The organism is Bacillus sp. LB7 (genome assembly GCF_030449715.1).
GTDB lineage: Bacteria > Bacillota > Bacilli > Bacillales > Bacillaceae > Bacillus > Bacillus paralicheniformis.
Genome location: NZ_JASGCA010000001.1, coordinates 207,134 through 225,192, shown reverse-complemented (window position 1 = coordinate 225,192; position 18,059 = coordinate 207,134). Strand labels below are relative to the sequence as shown.

Here is an 18,059-nt window from a genome sequence, read left to right as displayed (position 1 = left end):
GATAAGTTTTATTATAAAAAAATTTAGCATTTCTTCCAATAATATACGTCCTTATTTGCATTTTGTTTCAAAAATAGATCCCCTAAAAGGGACTTTTTTCGTGTCCTTAATGAAACTTCACATCTATCCTCTTTTTATCGGACATAAAAAAGGCAGTGCTGATATAACCAGCACTGCCCTTTGACGGAATATTATGTTACATTTCGTTCTCCAATATGAATCGGTGACGTTTTGCCAGATGTTACGTTTCTCTCAGCGACATGTACCGGTACGGATGTTACATTTCTCTCAGCAATTTGCACCGGTGCGGACGTTACGTTTCTCTCGGCGATTTGCATCGGTGCGGACGTTACGTTTCTCTCGGCGACTTTCATACCATCTGTTTGCGTCATCAGCACAGCACTTGCCAGAGAAAGTCCTGCTACTGAAGCAGCGGCGGTTAACAACAGTTTAGATTTCATACGACCAGTCCCCTTTTTTCATTTGTTTTCGAGCACTGAATACCGTTTGATAGAAATAAACAGAGTCGCTCAAGCGCCCAATTTCATTATAGTATTCAGCTGCTTCCAATGCCAAGTCCTCAATATCGGGATACATCTTTTTTGACCCGAGCAGCTGAAAAGTTTCCAGCATTTGAGCTCTTCCGTCATCATCAAGATACAAGGCTTTCAAAAAATGAAATTTTGATAGATAGATCGAATCGTCTGATCGCCGGGCGATGTCAATCCCTTTGTTTAACGCGTCATCCGCCTGCTGCAGCTGCTTCAGCTTGAAATATGCATGCGCAAGACTAAAAAACGTTTTTGGAAGAATATCTGATGACTCTTCTTGATAAATCGCAGCTGCTCTGTTGAAGTATTCAGCCGCCCGATTGAAATCCCCCATCTTATAATAGCAGTTTCCCAAATTGTAATAAGTGTGTCCTTCCAATATGAGCTGGCCTTCTTGCTGTGAAAGCTTCAGCGCCTGTTCAAGATGCGAAAGCGCCTTTTCATTCGAATCCAGGTCGTCATAGTTCCCTGCGATGACGAACTCGCATTGGATTCTCCGAACCGTGTAAGTTTCATGCGCCTGGTAGGTTTCAATCGCTTGAAGCGCATAGTTCATCGACACGTGGCTCTGTTTCATATGATAAAACACTTCAGCCATTTTAAAATGAAACTCGGCTCTCTCTATTTCGTCCTCGACATGCAGCAGCTTTTTTTCAGCGCGCCTGTAAAAAGAGATCGCTTTAATATAATCATGGTTTTTATATTCATACATCCCTCTAAAAAAGTTGAAATAATATTCAAGCAGGCCTGTCAGCTTCCCTTGTTCATCTTCGATATCTTTTAATATTTCAGAAAAGTCAGGCGGGGTTTCGCCTTCTTTCAATGGTTTTACGTAATCAAGCATGATTCTGTGTCTGAATTCCATTAAGGCGTAATACAATAATAAGTCTTGATCTTCTTCCATTTGAGAAATTTCGCGCTCAATTTCTGCCTTCAGCATTTCGGCGTCCGTAACATTAAATTTGCGTATCGCGTTATACCAGTCATTAATTTTTACGCCGACTGCCGTCGATGGGATTTTTACGCTCACCCCTTACGCCCCTTCCTTTTTTACAGATTGCGTTCTCTATCTAGCTCTTCACTTGAATATATTTTACATAAAGGGTCATTTTTTCACAATTATTTTATTTATTAGCATCGTCATTTCTTAGCAGAATGCGGTCGAAGAATCGGTCCCTGGTCCTGTTGCAACTGGAAAATGAACACCGTTTCAGACAAAAAAACAGCCCGGCTTAGCGGGCTGTTTCTGCGCTTTCTGATTATGCGTCAAATACTTCGACTTTTTCCATGCCTTGTCCCTGATCCATTGAAGTGACAGCATCAAGACCTGATGTGACTTTTCCAAAAACAGTGTGAACGCCGTTCAAGTGCGGCTGAGGCTCATGGACGATAAAGAATTGGCTGCCGCCGGTATCTTTTCCTGCGTGAGCCATTGAGAGAGAACCAGCTTCGTGTTTATGCGGATTCCCTTCTGTCTCGCATTTAATCGTATATCCAGGTCCGCCTGTTCCGGTGCCGTTCGGACAGCCTCCCTGGCTGACGAAGCCCGGAATGACGCGGTGGAACTTCAACCCGTCATAGAATCCTTCGTTTGCAAGTTTTTCAAAGTTGGAGACAGTTCCCGGCGCCGCTTCCGGATATAGTTCAAACTCGATTTTTTTGCCGTTTGTCAGTTGTATGTATCCTTTTTTAGCCATCTTGATTCTCTCCTTTCATTTCACAAGGGTCATTATATCATATCGAAGAAGCACAGAGCCAATCAACCTGAAATAAACGGCGATCTTGTATCGCTTTTGTAAAAGATTTAAAAAAAAGGTTGAATCGCCTGTGAAAATCATGAATGATAAAAGGGCGGTGTGATCCGATACCGGGAGGGCATTTGACTTGAAGAGAAATTGATCTCTTTTTTTCTTTGAAACCTCTCTCATCTTTCATCCGTCTATATTTCGGAACGCATTATTTCCGTTCCGGCAGGCTTCTTTAAAAGTACAGCAATTCTGCCTGAAGCCTGCATTTTTAAGGAGGGCATTGAGCTTGAAAAAATCGATACTAGGAATCTTTACAGCATTGTGTCTGCTCATTTTCCCGCAGGTCAGCTTTGCTGACGCCGCAGTGGGTGATGTGATCGTCACGCTGGGGAAAGACTTGTCAAGCCAGGACAGACAAAAGGTATTAAAAGAAATGAATGCGCCTGAAAATGCGACCATCATCGAGGTGACAAATGATGAGGAGCATAAATATTTAGGGGATTATATACCGAAAGCACAAATCGGAACAAGAGCGATTTCTTCTTCTTCGATTACCGTAGCGAAAAAAGGCACCGGTTTGGAAGTGCAGACACACAATATCAGCAGAATTACGGATGAAATGTATTTAAACGCGCTGATGACAGCCGGTGTAAAAGACGCTAAAGTCTATATCACCGCACCATTTGAAGTATCAGGCACGGCCGCTTTGACCGGCTTAATGAAAGCCTATGAAACGACTTCGGGCGAAAAGATCTCCGAAGACGTGAAAAAAGTCGCGAATGAAGAGCTAGTCACTACTTCAGAGCTTGGCGAGAAAATCGGCAGTGAGAACGCATCGGCGCTGATGGCCAAAGTCAAGGAAGAAATCTCGAAAAACGGGGTTCCCGAATCAAAAGAGGAATTGGAGAAAACGATTGATTCGGCTGCTTCCGATCTGGGCGTGACGCTCACAGAGGATCAGAAAAAATCTCTCATGTCTTTATTTAATAACATGAAAAATATTAATATCGACTGGAACCAGGTTGGAGACCAGCTTGACAAAGCAAAAGATAAAATCACGAAATTCCTGGATTCTGAAGAAGGACAAAATTTCCTTCAAAAACTGATCGACTTCTTTGTGTCTCTGTGGAACGCCATCGTTTCCATATTCACCGGCGGCGGCACCTCAGAGTCCAACGGTTAACACAACCGCCAAAACACCTCCTTTTTCAATTGAAGGGGGTGTTTTATTTTTGCAGAGGGGAAGTCCCCTCCGTCTTCTTCATAGTTGTCGTGAATAAAATCGGTCAGCAGTTTTGTAAATCGGTAAAACGTTTCGTTTTGCGTCGCGGCCCTGTCTTTTAGCGTGAACCGATCGAATAAAGATTGGCGGAATCCTGTGCTCATTTCAAGCTGAATGCTCAGCCCGGAAAGCGACTTGTTGGCGATGTTATGCGGATGGGTTCCGGCATACTTGTCGTCTGTCGCCAGCATTTCAGCGGCAAATCCCGAGCGGTTCAGCTCATCAACCAATATTCTGATTTTAACGCGGTCTGTCCCGCCCACTTTAATCATGCGGTCTTCACTGTAATAGCCGTGAAGCGACATGACATACTGGTGGCTCGCAGTAATGGCGAGCGCCGCCGGCTCGTCAAATCGCGTGCTTGTAATGTGAAGATCTCTATTGCCTGATGATTTCAGCCCTTCAAACAAGTACAAGGAATAATTTTTCGACACTTCATTGGCGATTTCACTTGTTCCGGGTTCGATGCCGCCTCCATGGATGGCCATGATGAGCATCGGCACTTTTGCGTCCTTCTCCGTCATTCGGTAAGACGCCGGATCTTCATTCCGCTCCAATTCTTCAAAGCTTGAATATTTATCAGTAGACTGTGTTGCACTATGAGCCGCAGCAGAACATGGGAATGAAATCACAGCTGAAATTAATAAAATATTCACAGAACTGTTTATTGCTGTAAAACACTTCACTATGTTACAATCAACACATTGCTTCAGGCACTGGAGCATGCGGTGGAGTAGGGATACTTTGGCCGGTTTCATCTACTCCGCCTCTAAATCCGTGAAATCAGCAAATCTCATCCTTTTCATCTTGATCATTGCCTTTACCATCTCCTTTGTTAAATTTTTGTTAAATTCCCAATATTATATACAATCAGCCCGGTCGCTGTTCTATGCATGTCATGATCTTTTTTACAAAAAACACCTCCCGCTGGCCGGGAAGTGTTTTTCATGCTTGAATAAAAAATGGAGACTCCCTCTTAGGGAATCTCCATTTTTTTATTGTTTTACTTTCGATTTCAGCGGCAGATCCAGCTTGACAATATCCTCATACGTCTCTCTCTGAATGACGAGCTGCGCTTCTCCATCCTCGACAAAGACGACGGCCGGGCGCGGAATGCGGTTGTAGTTGTTGGCCATGCTGTAGCCGTATGCACCGGTGCAGAAAACGGCGAGCACATCTCCGTCACGAACTTCAGGGATTTCCAAATCCCAAATCAGCATATCTCCGCTTTCACAGCATTTTCCTGCGATTGATACAGTATCATGACAAGCATCGTTCATCCTGTTGGCGACGGCCGCTTCATATTTTGCCTCATAAAGCGCTGGCCTGATATTATCGCTCATGCCGCCGTCAATGGCCACATATTTGCGAATGCCCGGCACCTCTTTTTGCGAACCGGTCGTGTACAGCGTAGTCCCCGCATCTCCGACGAGAGACCTGCCTGGTTCGATCCAAATCTCAGGGATGTCAAAGCCGAAATGCTCGGCATTTGCTTTGACCGCCTCGATGATTTTTTCAACATAGACATCGGCTGCGAGCGGCTCGTCGTCTTTTGTATAGCGGATTCCGAAACCCCCGCCGAGATTGAGCACTTCCGGAATGAATGAGTAAGTCTCCCTCCATTCAGCGAGCTTTTCAAAGATCTTGTCTGCCGCAAGAACAAATCCTGCCGTATCAAAAATTTGCGAACCGATGTGGCAGTGCACGCCGAGGAGCTTAAACGCAGATGAGTGAAGGACTTGTTCGATGGCTTGTTCGACCTGCCCATTGTGCAGATCAAAACCGAATTTCGAATCTTCCTGTCCCGTCGTAATATAATCGTGCGTGTGCGCTTCAACTCCCGGCGTGATTCTGAGCAAAACGTCTACAGTTTGTCCTGATTGCTTGCAAAGCTTTTCTGTAATGGCGATCTCGTGAAAGTTATCGAGCACGATACAGCCGATTTGATGCTCCAGAGCCATGGCTAGTTCTTCAGGGCTCTTATTGTTTCCGTGAAAATGAATCCGTTCAGCCGGGAACCCTGCTTTGATCGCAGTAAAAAGCTCTCCTCCCGATACCACATCCAGAGACAGCCCTTCTTGTTCGGCAAGCTGAATCATGGCGACCGATGAAAACGCCTTGCTTGCATACGCTACCTGCGCTTTTAAACCGGCTTCCTTGAATGCCTTCTGGAATTTTCGGGCGCGCTCTCTTATCAGCGCGACATCGTATACATAAAGAGGTGTTCCGTATCTTTCTGCCAATGATAGAACATCGACACCGCCGATTTCGAGGTGTCCACTTTCATTTTGTCTGCTAGTACCATGTAAAAACAATTGTCATTCCCTCTTTCTTTATCTACAAAGGTGCAAGGGGCGGTCCGGTTGCTGCCCGATGCATCTTCCGGCTTCATGATAGTGCGATTCTTATGTTGTATTATAACATTTCGTTTTAAAAACTAAACCACCATTTGTCCAAATTTTCTTGATTTACAAAGGGAATGATTCCCTAAAAAACTAATCCATTCTATTGATTATAGAATAACAGAAAACAGCACTTGATAGAAATAGGCATACACAACGTCTTTCAATTAAAAAAAGAGCCGAAAAACCCAGATTTTCGCCCATACAAATAGGCATTTACCTGAATATAATCTTAAAGATGAAACCTAAAAAAACGAAAGAGGTTATCATATGTATCCAAACCGTTACCCCTACACCCCGGCTCCAAGCTATACACCGGAAGATGAATACGGCCCTTATCAGCCGGCTGTACATCATGAACAGCGAATTTACGAGCCTTATGAAGGGCAGATTATTACAGCTCCGGCGAATACGAGATTTTGGCGGAGAGGAACGGAGGTTTTCCTTCATTCGTCAACGATTGACCCGTCCGGCCGCGAAATGCTGTATGTCGTCTATCCAATCAGAAGACAGAACAACATCTGTAGCCTCCGGGCAGTCGCGATCTCTGCGAACGAATACAGAGGCATCAGGACCCAAAGATTCGCTTACTGAAAAAGAGGCTTTTCCCCGGGGAAAAGCCTCTTGGAATACCGTCTTCACGGCTGTCTGGAGCGGTTTCGCGGATGAACGATGCTCGGCCTGACTTTTCCCCCGGGAACGGAAGTGCGCACGAGAATATGCCAAAACGCTTTTCCGTTGAACGGGAGGAGCGGCCATAAGTAAGGAGTCCGCAATGACCTGATCGAAGCCATCACTATAGTTAAGATCGTTAATCCAATGACAAATCCCTCTACTTTAAAAAGCGCCACCAATATCAGCATAAACAGCTTCACCATTTTATTCGCGAGACTCAGTTCGTAGCTTGGTGTCGTGTAAGCTCCGATTGCCGAGAGGGACACGTATAAAATGACTTCCGGAGAAAACAAGCCGACATTGATTGCTATGTCCCCAATCAACACAGCGGCAATCAAGCCCATTGAAATTGAAAGTGTCGTTGGGGTATGAATAGCGGCCATTCTTAAAAATTCGACGCCAAGATCCGCCAGGAAAATCTGCATGATAATCGGAATATGAGTGTCTTTGTTTAAACCGATAAACGATAAATTATCAGGCAAAAGCGACGGCTGAATGACAAACAGCAGCCAAAGCGGCAGCAAAAAGGTGGCGGCAAAAATGCCAAAAAACCGCACCCACCTTAAAAACGTTCCAACAGCCGGCGTCTGTCTGTATTCCTCAGCATGCTGTACATGGTGAAACAAAGTGGTCGGCGTGATGATGACGCTTGGCGACGTATCGACGATCACGATGACATGCCCCTCTAAAATATGGCTTGCGGCTACATCCGCCCTTTCCGTAAATCTGACGAGCGGAAACGGGTTGAAACCTTGGCCGACAAGGAATTCCTCTACCGATTTATCCGACATCGGCAGCCCGTCGATCTTCACATTTTCAATCTCTTTTTTTAATACTTCAACAAGATCGGGATCTGCGACATCTTCCAAATAGCAGAGACAGATGTCTGTTTTGGAGCGTTCACCGATATGAAGCATTTTATAGCGCAGGCGTTCATCTCTGATCCGGCGTCTGATCAGGGCTGTGTTGACAATGATGTTCTCGACGAATCCATCCCTTGCACCGCGTACGACTTTTTCTGTATCAGGCTCTTCCGGCGTTCTGCCCGGATAGCTTCTGACATCGATGATAAAAGCAAAGCCCGCATCTTCGACGATGATGGCAACCAGTCCCGACAACACTTGGTCGACCGCTTCATCAAGCGTTTCTGCTTTTGAAACCTGCTGGTTCAAAAGCCTGTTTTCGACAATGTCTTCGACCTCGCCCGACTCTTTTTCTTTATCATTGAGATGCACCAGTTCCCTTAACAGGTGAATGATGTATTGTGTGTCGCACAACCCGTTGACATAATAAAGCTGAACTTCATGGCCGAGGATAAAGACCTTGCGTACGCCAAGGTCAAAGCTTTCTCCCATGCCGACCCGATTCTTGAAATACGCTTCATTCTTAGAAGGATCAAGGAATATGTTCGTCTTCTCTTGCTTTTGAGCACTCATGATACCCGCTCCTTTCTAAAATGAGCTCGACCGCTTTCATTGTAATCGGCGACCCTTTTTCCACATCGTCTTTTCTGTTCATCTTACCGATATCACCGATTCCGACAATGATCGGAACATCCAGCTGGTCAAGGCAATAGACCGTATCACCGTTCATTCGTTTGACATCGAGCTCTTTGACGCCGTGCTTATCGACGCCGTACTCTGTCAGCTCGCCTTCTGCATCGATTGATACATCGACCCTCGTCCACTCTGCATAATGAGTTTTTGAAGCGACGGCGATGACCCCGAGCACCTCGATATCGGGATGCATCGCTACATATTTCATCGCTGTCTCTCCCGGCCCTTCGCCTTGAAGTCCGGAATCATCAAACATGACTAATACAGGGTCATGAGGGGTTTCTAGGATCATGGATACAAGCTCCGGTCCTGTTTTAACGCTCGGATTCCCCGCCGATTGGGAAATGCAGCGGCCACCCGTTTTTCTTGCTGCATATTCGATTGCTTTTGCAGCGTATATATCGCCGTCTGTGACCAAAATGACTTTGCGTTTTGCTGGCATTATCCTTTATCCTTTCGGTTTAAAAATCACGGCAACAAGAAAAGCAAACAAAATAGCGGAGGATATACCGGCAGACGTCAGTTCGAATATCCCCATGGCAATCCCGATAAAGCCGTGTTCCTCAGCCTGGTGCATTGCACCGTGCAAAAGGGAGTGGCCGAAACTGACAATCGGAACCGTAGCCCCGGCACCGGCAAATTCGATAAAACGGTCGTAAATGCCGAAACCGTCAAGGATCGCTCCAGATACGACAAAAGTTGTCATCACATGAGCCGGCGTCATTTTAAAGACATCAAGCAAGAGCTGTCCGATGACGCAAATCAGTCCTCCTGCAATAAAAGCAATGACATATTCCATCTTAGGCGTTCCCCCTTTCGGCCCGTTCAAATACGACGCCATGGGCAATGCATGGAATCGATTCTTTTTGCTGAATGATCGTCGGGCTTAAAAGAGCGCCTGTCGCTACAACAAGCACTCTGTTCAGCCTGCCCGCTTCAATTTCTTTAAAAATGTGGGCAAAGGTGACAACAGCGGAACAAGCACATCCGCTTCCACCTGCAAAAACCTGCTGGTCAGGCGTATAGATCATCAGTCCGCAGTCATTATGTTTGGTCCCGACATTGATTCCTTCCTCTTTTAACAGATCCTTTAAAATCGGGCTGCCGACACCTGAAAGGTCGCCGGTTAAAATCAGATCGTAATCATCAGGGGTGCGTCCCAGATCCTCCAAATGCTGCTTGATCGTATCCGCCGCAGCGGGTGCCATCGCTGACCCCATATCTTGGGAATCGGTAATCCCCAAGTCGATGACCTTTCCGACGGTTGCGCTGCTGATTTTGATGCCGCCGGGCTGCTGGCTGAGGACGACTGCTCCGCTTCCGGTCACTGTGGATGTAGCAGTTCCCGGCTTTTGACCCCCGTATTCCGTCGGGTAGCGAAACTGCCTTTCAGCCGTCGCATTATGGCTGCTTGTTGCCGCTAAGGCACGCTTTGCGAAACCTCCGTCAATCAATGCCGAACTGATTGCGATCGATTCCATTGATGTCGAGCATGCTCCAAACAAGCAAAGAAAAGGTATTTTCAAATGCCTCGCCACATAGTTGGCTGTCACGTTTTGATTGAGCAGATCGCCCGCTAAAAAGATATCGATGTCTTCCTTTTTAAGATTTTGTTTTGATAACGCGGACTGAACCGCATCCTCCATCAGCTTGCGCTCTGCCATCTCCCAGTTTTTCTGGTTGCAGTGCATTTCATCATACGTTTTATCAAATAAGTGTCCTAGAGGCCCTTCTTTTTCCTTGGGACCGACCGCTGTTCCGCTCGAGTTAACAAACAGCGGGTTCTCGAACTCCCATGTTTGTTTTCCTGTTAATTTCATGTTGTTTTCCTCCTAAAACAGCTTGTCAAAAGCAAAGCGGATCATCCCCACAATATAAGCGGCCGCAACGCCGAAGACGATGACATTTCCCGCCAGCTTAAACATATTGGTTCCCACGCCGAGGACGTATCCTTCGCTTTTGTGTTCAAGCGCGGCGCTCGTCATACTGTTGGCAAACCCTGTAATTGGAACAGCAGAACCCGCACCGGCAAACTGGCCGATTCTGTCGTAGACGCCAAGACCCGTTAACAGGGCGGAGATTAAGATGAGCGTGGCAACCGTCGGATTTCCCGCCGTTTTTTCATCAAAGTTGAACACGGCCATATAAAAATTCTGGAACGCCTGGCCGATTGCACAGATCAGGCCTCCGACAAGAAAAGCCTTGATACAGTTCAGGACATAAGGCGGCGTAGGCTGATAAGCTTTGACTTTCGATTGATAATTATCTTTCAAACTTGACATCATATTCCTCCTTTTATGACAAATGAACAAAAATGAGCCATTGAAACATCGAGCCAAGGATCTTTCCGAACACAATGGCCATTAAAAGAATCAAAATCCTGTCCCCCATACCGATGCGTTTCGCCAGTATCGGCAGCACGTTCAACACTTCTGTCAGCGCCGCTGCAAGCATTCCGATGAAAACGCCCGCAAAAAGGCCGAGCGGAACAAGCAGCCATTTGGATAAAAAAAAGCGGGACATGTTCAGCGATTCCCATCCTCCGAAAACCGCGCCCAGAATGACAGCCCATTCATACGCCTGGATAAACCCTTGCGTTTTCGTCAGCTGAGTCAGCCTCGGGATAATGCCAAGCACGGTAAGAAAAGCGACAAAGCCGGATCCAACCGCAATCCCTCCTGCGAGTCCGAGAAAGATGATAAAGATTACGCTAATGATCATGAATATCCTTTGTCGTTTCTTTGTTTTCGTGCAAGGCCACATAATGGTCCAAATCAAGCTGATATTTAAACATCTCGACCTCCAGAGGGCTCGGCTCCTCGTTAAACCGTTTTTTAAATAAATGATTAAAAAACAAAATCATGCCGAGACCGAGACCGATGCTGTACGGAATCTGCAAAAGGTATGGATAGCGGTTCTCCTTGCCCGTCACCATTTCGTAAAGCAAGATGTGTACGTCCCTCATGCTGACATCTTCATGAAAGTTCATGACGGCAAGGCCGGCACCGACGAACAGGAGCAGCCAGACGCCGACGAACAGTACGGGAGACAGACCCCTTTTCGGATATTGGATCTCCACGATGGTTTCAGAACCGCCGACGGTTTGGACGTCAAGGTCAGGAAACGATTTATGTACAGCTTCAATCACCTTCATCACGTCCAACACCACCATGCTTTGATCCGCTTTGCTGACCTGATAAATAGGCAGCCGTTCAAGCTTTTCTTTGTATCGGCGGTCGCCCGCTACCTGTGCGATATGGCCGAGCAGAATCAATTCATCGGGATCGGCCTCAAGCCGGTGGCGGAGTCTGATAAAAACTTGACGTTCCATCTGGGTCACTTCCTATATGATGGTTATAGTTGTAGTATGAAGTACATCCCATTTATCATTCAGCAAGCGGCAAAAGACCATAAATTACCACAAAAAAACCGGAACGCTCTTTTTTGGAGCGTTCCGGTTTTTCATTAGACATCCGAGCAGCATCAGCTTTCAAATTGATCCATCTGGTTTTTGATTTGCTTTAAAATCTTTTTTTCAAGCCTCGACACTTGCACCTGGGATATGCCGAGGCGGTCGGCAACTTCAGATTGCGTCTTGTCTTTGTAATACCTTAAATAAACAATCAGCTTTTCCCGTTCCTCCAAATCCTTGATGGCTTCCTTCAAAGCGATTTTATCGAACCACTTCTCTTCCGACTGATCGGCGATTTGATCCAGAAGTGTAATCGGGTCTCCGTCGTTTTCGTAAACCGTTTCATGAATGGATGAGGGAGAGCGGACCGCTTCCTGGGCCATCACGACCTCTTCCGAACTGATTTCGAGATAATCGGCGATTTCCTGAACGGTCGGAATCCGGCCGTTTGACTTGGAAAGCTCGTCTTTTGCCCGCCGGATTTTGTTGCCGAGTTCTTTCAGCGAGCGGCTCACTTTGACGGTTCCGTCATCTCTGATGAACCGCTGAATCTCGCCGATAATCATCGGGACGGCGTAGGTGGAAAACCGAACGTCATAGGAAAGATCGAATTTGTCCACCGACTTCAAGAGGCCGATGCAGCCGATTTGAAAGAGGTCATCAGGCTCATAGCCTCTGTTCAAAAAACGCTGAACGACTGACCAAACAAGACGCATGTTTTTTTCTATGAGGAGGTCCCTTGCTTTTTGATCGCCGTTCTGGCTGTTTTTAATCAGTTCTTTCACTTCATGGTCTTTAAGCTGAGTGTTCTGGTTTTCTTTTTTAACCTCCACATCCATAACAAATCTCCCTTAATTGCAAAGCGCTTTGCTTTTTGATAAGTGCTTTGTTAAGTGTATTGTGGTTCCCATCTCAGGTGAGGAGTCGATCGAGATATCATCCATGAAATTTTCCATGATCGTAAAGCCCATTCCCGACCGCTCGAGTTCAGGCTTTGTCGTGAACAGGGGCTGGCGCGCTTCTTCAAGATCAGGGATGCCGACTCCTTCGTCACGAATCGTTAAGTAGACGATATGATCATCAAGGGTGACGGAAATGTATACGTCTCCCTGCCCTGAGTTTTCATAACCGTGTATGATCGCGTTTGTGACCGCTTCAGATACGACCGTTTTAATTTCGGTCAGTTCATCCATCGTCGGGTCGAGCTGAGCGATAAAAGCAGCGACTGTCACCCGTGCAAACGATTCGTTTTGGCTGAGTGCCGTAAACTGGATATTCATTTCATTTTTCATGACGCCACCCCCAACGTTTCAAGTGCACGCTGCTCTGATTGCTCAAGACGAATAATTTTAAACAGCCCGGACATATCAAATAAACGTTTGACAGCAGGAGAAATGGCACAGACGATCATTTCTCCGCCGAGCTGTTTAATCTCCTTATATCTGCCGAGCACGACGCCAAGCCCTGAACTGTCCATAAACGAAAGGTCTGCAAGATTCATGACAATATGGCGAATGCCGGATTGTTCCAGGTGGTCACTGACTTGTTTTCTCAAGGTTTCTGCTGTATGGTGATCGAGTTCACCTGTCAACCGAATGCATAGTACGGATTCTTTGACGTGAATATCGATTCCGAGGCTCATCCTCATTCCTCCTTGGTTTAAATCGGATAATGAGTGTTTCGCTTCAGACTTTATAAATTCCTTCACCGTGACAAAACTAGTGACCGTTCGGCATTATTCACTCCACTTCGTCCAGTGGGTCATCGTCCGCTTGAACATCGTCCACATCCCTGCTTTATCCATGTCTTTTTCCGCGACAAGAGGGCTTTCAGCGAGAACCTTTCCGTCCTTTTTCAATACGAGCGTCCCAAGCTCTGTGCCTTTTTTGACAGGGGCCTGGATATCTTCCTTCTGTTTGATTTCTTTTTTAACAGATTCGATATTTTCGCCTTTTTTCGTCAAAAGGGAAATCGGTTCTGATGTGACAAGGTTTATTTTTTGCTCACGGCCTTTATTGACCTTCAAATCGGAAATGATTTCATTGCGTTTATACATCGGATGCGTTTCATATTGGCTGAACGCAAAATCAAGCATTTTTGTGATTTGGGCATTTCGTTCTTTTGGCGTACTGGCTCCAAAAACGACCGCGATGACGCGCATGTTTCCTTTTTTCGCTGAAGCTGTCAGGCAGTACTTTGCTTCATTTGTAAAGCCTGTCTTGACTCCGTCAACGCCGGGATAAAATTTGATGAGGCGGTTTGTGTTGACGAGCCAGAATTTTTTGTCACTATTTTCTCTCAGATAGTCTTCATACGTTCCCGTAAATTTCGTGATGTTTTCATATTTTAAAAGCTCTTTCGCCATAAGTGCCATGTCATAGGCTGTGCTGTAATGGCCTTCTTCAGGCAGACCTGTCGTATTTTCAAAAGATGTATCCTTGAGGCCGAGCTCAGCAGCTTTTTCATTCATTCTTTTGACAAATTCCTCTTCAGATCCGGCAATATGCTCTGCCATTGCCACAGAGGCATCATTACCCGATCCGATGGCGATTCCTTTCAGCATATCTTCAACCGTCATTTCTTCGCCGGGCTCAAGGAAGATTTGCGAGCCCCCCATTGAAGCGGCATACTCGCTTGTTCTGACTTTGTCTTTCATTTTGATCTTGCCTTCATCAAGAGCTTCCATGATCAGCAGCATGGTCATCACTTTTGTCATGCTGGCCGGGGGAAGCTTTTCACGGCTGTTCTTGTCATACATCACCTTACCGGTATCCCGCTCGATTAAAACGGCAGATTTTGCGTCATCAGCAAGCTCCGACGGTTTCTTTGCGCTCTCTTTCGCAAACGCCGACGGCGCAGTCATCAGAATTATCGTAAAAATCAGCAATTTGGATAAATGACGTTTCATCACCCAGACCTCCATTTCGTAATCCTCTCTATTTTTTCCAATCCGGTTGGATTTATACGGATCTATTGGAAAAAAATTCTTTAAAGTCAAAAAGAAAGAGCCAATACAGGTTCTCATTTGAACTTGCATTGGCTCACGTTTCAATTTCGCTGCGGTTTTAGCCGATTTTGGCGACGGCCGCTTTAACAAACCGCAAAAAGTCGGCTTTTACTTTTTCGGTAACTTCGATCACTTCGTCATGGGAGAGCGGCTGATCGAGGATTCCGGCTGCCGCGTTTGATATACACGAAATACCGAGCACGCGAAGGCCCGCATGTTTTGCCACGATGACTTCCGGAACCGTCGACATTCCGACGGCATCCGATCCGATCGTTCTGAGGAAGCGCACTTCGGCAGGCGTTTCGTATGTAGGTCCTGTGACGGCTGTGTAAACCCCTTCTTGTACACTGATGTTCAATTCATCGGCTGTTTTTTTCGCCAAGAGGCGCAGTTCCTTATCATATGCGGATGACATGTCAGGGAATCTGACGCCCAGCGAGGAATCGTTCGGCCCGATCAGCGGATTCGTTCCCATATAATTGATATGATCAGATATGATCATCAAATCGCCGGGACGGAACGATTCATTGACGCCGCCTGCGGCATTGGTCACGATTAAAGTCTCGATTCCGAGCTCTTTCATGACACGTACGGGGAAGGTTACCTTGTCCATTGAATACCCTTCGTAAAAATGAAAACGCCCTTGCATGGCGACGACTTGCACATTTTCAAGTCTGCCGATGACAAGCTGTCCGGCATGCCCTTCAACGGTTGAAACAGGAAAATCCGGGATGTCTTCATATTTAATGCGAACGGCGTCTTCTATCTCATCAGCAAGCACGCCAAGGCCCGATCCCAAAATCAGGCCGACTGCCGGTTTGATTTCTGTTTTGCTTTTAATATAGTCTGCGGCATTTGCAATCATCTGTTTCACGTCGTTTCCTCCTATTTCAGCAGGGATAAAAAGCTTTTTCCGTACTTTGGCATATTCGTTTTAAAGTTGTCGGCGATCGTCGCGCCGATGTCCGCGAATGTATCTGCGAGCGGAAGCGCACCGGGCTTTTCGTGCTTTTTGCTGTATACAAGAAGCGGTACGTATTCCCTTGTATGATCTGTGCCATGGTGAACCGGATCATTGCCGTGGTCGGCGGTAATGATGAGCAGATCGTCTTCACGCATCTTTTCAAATACTTCAGGAAGGCGCGCGTCGAACTCTTCAAGCGCTTTTCCATATCCTTCAGGATCGCGGCGGTGTCCGAACAGCGCGTCAAAGTCCACGAGGTTTACAAAGCTGATCCCTGTAAAATCTTTGTCAAGCGTTTGCACCAGCTTGTCCATCCCGTCCATATTCGATTTCGTTCTAAGCGATTCCGTAATACCTTCGCCGTCGTAAATATCGGAGATTTTGCCGATCGCAATCACATCAAAGCTGTCATCTTTCAATTCATTCATCACGGTTCTGTCGAACGGCTTCAGCGCATAATCATGGCGGTTCGGCGTCCGTTTAAATTCGCCCGGCTCGCCGACAAACGGCCTCGCAATGACGCGTCCGACCATATATTTCTCGTCAAGCGTAAGCTCGCGCGCGATCTCGCAGATTTTGTACAGTTCCTCGAGAGGCACGACTTCTTCGTGTGCGGCAATCTGCAGAACGGAGTCCGCTGAGGTGTAGACGATCAGCGCACCGGTTTCCATATGCTCCGCACCGAGCTCATCCAAAATCGCAGTGCCTGATGCAGGCTTGTTTCCAATCACTTTTCTTCCGGACTTCTGTTCAAGTTCATGGATCAATTCGTCCGGAAAACCTTCGGGAAACACCCGGAAAGGTTTGTCTATGTAAAGCCCCATTATCTCCCAATGACCAGTCATCGTATCTTTTCCGTTTGAGGCTTCTTTCATTTTGCCGTAATAGGCAAGCGGCTCTTCTGCCTTTTCGACACCTTTGATTTCTCGGATGTTGCTGAGTCCGAGCTTCGACATGTTCGGCAGGCTGATGCCTCCCATATGTTCGGCAATATGGCCTAATGTATCTGCGCCTTTGTCATTAAATTTATCGGCATCAGGCGCCTCGCCGATTCCAACGGAATCCATCACAATTAAAAATACGCGGTTGTAATCAAATGCAGGCATTTGTCGGCCTCCTTTTTTTCTTTCTGTCAGCTGTAGGCTGTCACGCTTGGCATAAAAAAACCAAAATACCGCTATTAGCCAAGTATAAACCGTTTACACAACACTTGACAATACGAACGGGAATAGTGAGAAACTTCCCGCAATTTGCTGCTCACTCAACATGAAAAACCGTGCTTTCGCCTGTTCTTTTAGGCTATGCACGGGGATGGTACTGCTTATATACGTCTTTCAGCCTTGTTTTCGTCACGTGCGTATAAATTTGCGTCGTCGAAATGTCGGCGTGTCCGAGCATTTCCTGAACGGCCCGGAGATCGGCTCCGTTTTCGAGCAGGTGTGTGGCGAATGAGTGCCTCAGCGTGTGCGGCGTCAGCTCTTTATTAATTCCCGCTTCCAAGGCGATTTTCTTTAAATTTTTCCAAAATCCCTGCCGGCTCATCTGTCTGCCGTGGTGATTCAGAAACAGGGCGTCTTCGGTATTTTTTTTCAAAAGCTTTCCCCTCGCTTTTGACAGATATTCGCCGACCGCATGTGACGCCGCTTCGCCGAGCGGAACGATCCGCTCCTTCCTTCCTTTACCGAAGCATCGGATAAAACCCATCGATAAATGGACATCGGACAGCTTTAATGCGATCATCTCGCTGACGCGGATTCCTGTCGCATACAATAACTCCAGCATCGCTTTATCGCGATAGCCGAACGGCCCCGTCAGCTTCGGCGTATCCAGAAGCGTTTCGACTTCTTGTAATGACAGCACCTTCGGGAGCGTCCGTTCCGTTTTTTGTGACTCAATATGGACGGACGGGTCCTGGGCCGTTACTTTTTCTCTCAGCAAAAACTGGTGGAAGCTGCGGATTGAAGCGAGATGCCTCGCAATCGTCTTACCGGATTTTCCGGCGTCTTTTAGATGCTTTAAAAACTGGATGATGGTAAGCCTTGTCACCTGGTCAAAAGAGCTCAGCTGCTCCTGTTCCTCTAAATAGGCGGCGTAGCTGTTCAAATCCCGTTCATAGCTCACAACCGTGTTGTGGGAAAGCCCCCGTTCAACAACGGCGTAGTGGATAAAGTCTTTAATATGAACTTTCACGCTATCCTACTCCCCGTTTAAATAAAAAAAGATTAACCGGTTAAACCAGCTGCCCTGCTCATCCCCTTCCATCGAGGCGACCTTGAGGGCTGCTCCTTCAGGTTTATCATACCGATGATAGTTTTCATACTCTGAATTTATCCATATCATAGCATAATAAAACAAGACGGTAAAACCGGTAAACAGCACGAACACCTTGATCATATCGGCAGCCGTTTTCAGCATTTTCATACGGTTTCAGGTCCCTTCTTTTGATTCGATTACTAAAACTT

The 18,059-nt window shown here is 46.5% G+C and carries 22 protein-coding genes; 2 read left to right on the top strand and 20 right to left on the bottom strand.

Features of this window, described 5'->3' with window-relative positions; genetic code table 11:
* Positions 1-191: 191 nt before the first annotated feature.
* The 3 genes from QMZ64_RS01060 to QMZ64_RS01050 all read right to left on the bottom strand — a co-directional run bounded on the left by QMZ64_RS01060 (position 192) and on the right by QMZ64_RS01050 (position 2,248).
* Positions 192-461: a hypothetical protein gene (locus QMZ64_RS01060; RefSeq protein WP_265626492.1), complete on the bottom strand. Its 270-nt coding sequence runs from the start codon at positions 459-461 to the stop codon at positions 192-194.
* On the bottom strand, positions 451-1,581 hold the full coding sequence (locus QMZ64_RS01055) for a Rap family tetratricopeptide repeat protein (RefSeq protein WP_265626490.1): 1,131 nt from the start codon (positions 1,579-1,581) through the stop codon (positions 451-453). Before QMZ64_RS01055 ends, QMZ64_RS01060 begins: the two co-directional genes overlap by 11 nt.
* A gap of 229 nt (positions 1,582-1,810) precedes the next feature.
* On the bottom strand, positions 1,811-2,248 hold the full coding sequence (locus QMZ64_RS01050) for a peptidylprolyl isomerase (protein WP_265626488.1): 438 nt from the start codon (positions 2,246-2,248) through the stop codon (positions 1,811-1,813).
* Positions 2,249-2,585: 337 nt separating this feature from the next.
* On the opposite strand from QMZ64_RS01050, the gene QMZ64_RS01045 reads away from it, so the two are divergent.
* The gene (locus QMZ64_RS01045; RefSeq protein WP_265626487.1) at positions 2,586-3,482 is read left to right on the top strand and encodes a DUF1002 domain-containing protein; all 897 of its coding nucleotides are present in this window, start codon (positions 2,586-2,588) and stop codon (positions 3,480-3,482) included.
* Here the strand turns inward: QMZ64_RS01045 and QMZ64_RS01040 are convergent.
* Complete coding sequence (locus QMZ64_RS01040) at positions 3,479-4,339, bottom strand: poly-gamma-glutamate hydrolase family protein (protein WP_265626485.1); 861 nt, start codon at positions 4,337-4,339, stop codon at positions 3,479-3,481. The two genes, QMZ64_RS01045 and QMZ64_RS01040, sit on opposite strands and share 4 nt — an antisense overlap.
* A 237-nt stretch (positions 4,340-4,576) precedes the next feature.
* Entirely contained in the window at positions 4,577-5,896 is a 1,320-nt protein-coding gene (lysA, locus tag QMZ64_RS01035; protein WP_265626483.1) for a diaminopimelate decarboxylase, read from the bottom strand.
* Positions 5,897-6,253: 357 nt separating this feature from the next.
* On the opposite strand from lysA, the gene QMZ64_RS01030 reads away from it, so the two are divergent.
* The gene (locus QMZ64_RS01030; RefSeq protein ID WP_265626481.1) at positions 6,254-6,577 is read left to right on the top strand and encodes a hypothetical protein; all 324 of its coding nucleotides are present in this window, start codon (positions 6,254-6,256) and stop codon (positions 6,575-6,577) included.
* A gap of 44 nt (positions 6,578-6,621) precedes the next feature.
* Here the strand turns inward: QMZ64_RS01030 and QMZ64_RS01025 are convergent, their stop codons facing one another.
* The 15 genes from QMZ64_RS01025 to QMZ64_RS00955 form a co-directional block, all read right to left on the bottom strand.
* Positions 6,622-8,094: a spore germination protein gene (locus QMZ64_RS01025; RefSeq protein ID WP_265626480.1), complete on the bottom strand. Its 1,473-nt coding sequence runs from the start codon at positions 8,092-8,094 to the stop codon at positions 6,622-6,624.
* Complete coding sequence (gene spoVAEA / locus QMZ64_RS01020) at positions 8,054-8,656, bottom strand: stage V sporulation protein SpoVABEA (protein WP_265626478.1); 603 nt, start codon at positions 8,654-8,656, stop codon at positions 8,054-8,056. Before spoVAEA ends, QMZ64_RS01025 begins: the two co-directional genes overlap by 41 nt.
* A 6-nt stretch (positions 8,657-8,662) precedes the next feature.
* On the bottom strand, positions 8,663-9,013 hold the full coding sequence (gene spoVAE / locus QMZ64_RS01015; RefSeq protein ID WP_154994250.1) for a stage V sporulation protein AE: 351 nt from the start codon (positions 9,011-9,013) through the stop codon (positions 8,663-8,665).
* A gap of 1 nt (position 9,014) precedes the next feature.
* Positions 9,015-10,034, bottom strand: coding sequence for a stage V sporulation protein AD (gene spoVAD, locus QMZ64_RS01010; protein WP_265626476.1), 1,020 nt, complete (start codon positions 10,032-10,034; stop codon positions 9,015-9,017).
* A 12-nt stretch (positions 10,035-10,046) separates the two neighbouring features.
* Positions 10,047-10,496 carry a stage V sporulation protein AC gene (gene spoVAC, locus QMZ64_RS01005; RefSeq protein WP_154994246.1) on the bottom strand — a complete coding sequence of 150 codons (450 nt, stop codon included), beginning with the start codon at positions 10,494-10,496 and terminating at the stop codon, positions 10,047-10,049.
* A 13-nt stretch (positions 10,497-10,509) separates the two neighbouring features.
* Positions 10,510-10,935, bottom strand: coding sequence for a stage V sporulation protein AB (locus QMZ64_RS01000; protein ID WP_145653094.1), 426 nt, complete (start codon positions 10,933-10,935; stop codon positions 10,510-10,512).
* A complete protein-coding gene (locus tag QMZ64_RS00995) occupies positions 10,925-11,545 on the bottom strand; it encodes a stage V sporulation protein AA (RefSeq protein ID WP_020452030.1) in 621 nt (206 codons plus the stop codon). The genes QMZ64_RS01000 and QMZ64_RS00995 overlap by 11 nt, the downstream gene beginning before the upstream one ends.
* 152 nt (positions 11,546-11,697) lie before the next feature.
* Complete coding sequence (sigF, locus tag QMZ64_RS00990) at positions 11,698-12,465, bottom strand: RNA polymerase sporulation sigma factor SigF (protein WP_265626471.1); 768 nt, start codon at positions 12,463-12,465, stop codon at positions 11,698-11,700.
* A gap of 12 nt (positions 12,466-12,477) precedes the next feature.
* Positions 12,478-12,918, bottom strand: coding sequence for an anti-sigma F factor (gene spoIIAB / locus QMZ64_RS00985; RefSeq protein WP_165427471.1), 441 nt, complete (start codon positions 12,916-12,918; stop codon positions 12,478-12,480).
* Positions 12,915-13,268, bottom strand: a complete 354-nt coding sequence (spoIIAA, locus tag QMZ64_RS00980) for an anti-sigma F factor antagonist (protein WP_020452033.1) — start codon at positions 13,266-13,268, stop codon at positions 12,915-12,917. The genes spoIIAB and spoIIAA overlap by 4 nt, the downstream gene beginning before the upstream one ends.
* Positions 13,269-13,361: 93 nt before the next feature.
* Positions 13,362-14,534 (bottom strand): D-alanyl-D-alanine carboxypeptidase family protein, encoded by a 1,173-nt coding sequence (locus QMZ64_RS00975; protein ID WP_265626468.1) that lies wholly within the window; start codon positions 14,532-14,534, stop codon positions 13,362-13,364.
* 157 nt (positions 14,535-14,691) lie between these two features.
* Positions 14,692-15,498, bottom strand: a complete 807-nt coding sequence (locus QMZ64_RS00970) for a purine-nucleoside phosphorylase (RefSeq protein ID WP_265627788.1) — start codon at positions 15,496-15,498, stop codon at positions 14,692-14,694.
* Positions 15,499-15,518: 20 nt separating this feature from the next.
* Complete coding sequence (gene deoB / locus QMZ64_RS00965) at positions 15,519-16,703, bottom strand: phosphopentomutase (RefSeq protein WP_243943339.1); 1,185 nt, start codon at positions 16,701-16,703, stop codon at positions 15,519-15,521.
* Between the two features lie 193 nt (positions 16,704-16,896).
* The gene (xerD, locus tag QMZ64_RS00960; RefSeq protein WP_020452037.1) at positions 16,897-17,787 is read right to left on the bottom strand and encodes a site-specific tyrosine recombinase XerD; all 891 of its coding nucleotides are present in this window, start codon (positions 17,785-17,787) and stop codon (positions 16,897-16,899) included.
* 6 nt (positions 17,788-17,793) lie between these two features.
* A complete protein-coding gene (locus QMZ64_RS00955; protein WP_023855929.1) occupies positions 17,794-18,018 on the bottom strand; it encodes a YqzK family protein in 225 nt (74 codons plus the stop codon).
* Positions 18,019-18,059: the final 41 nt, after the last annotated feature.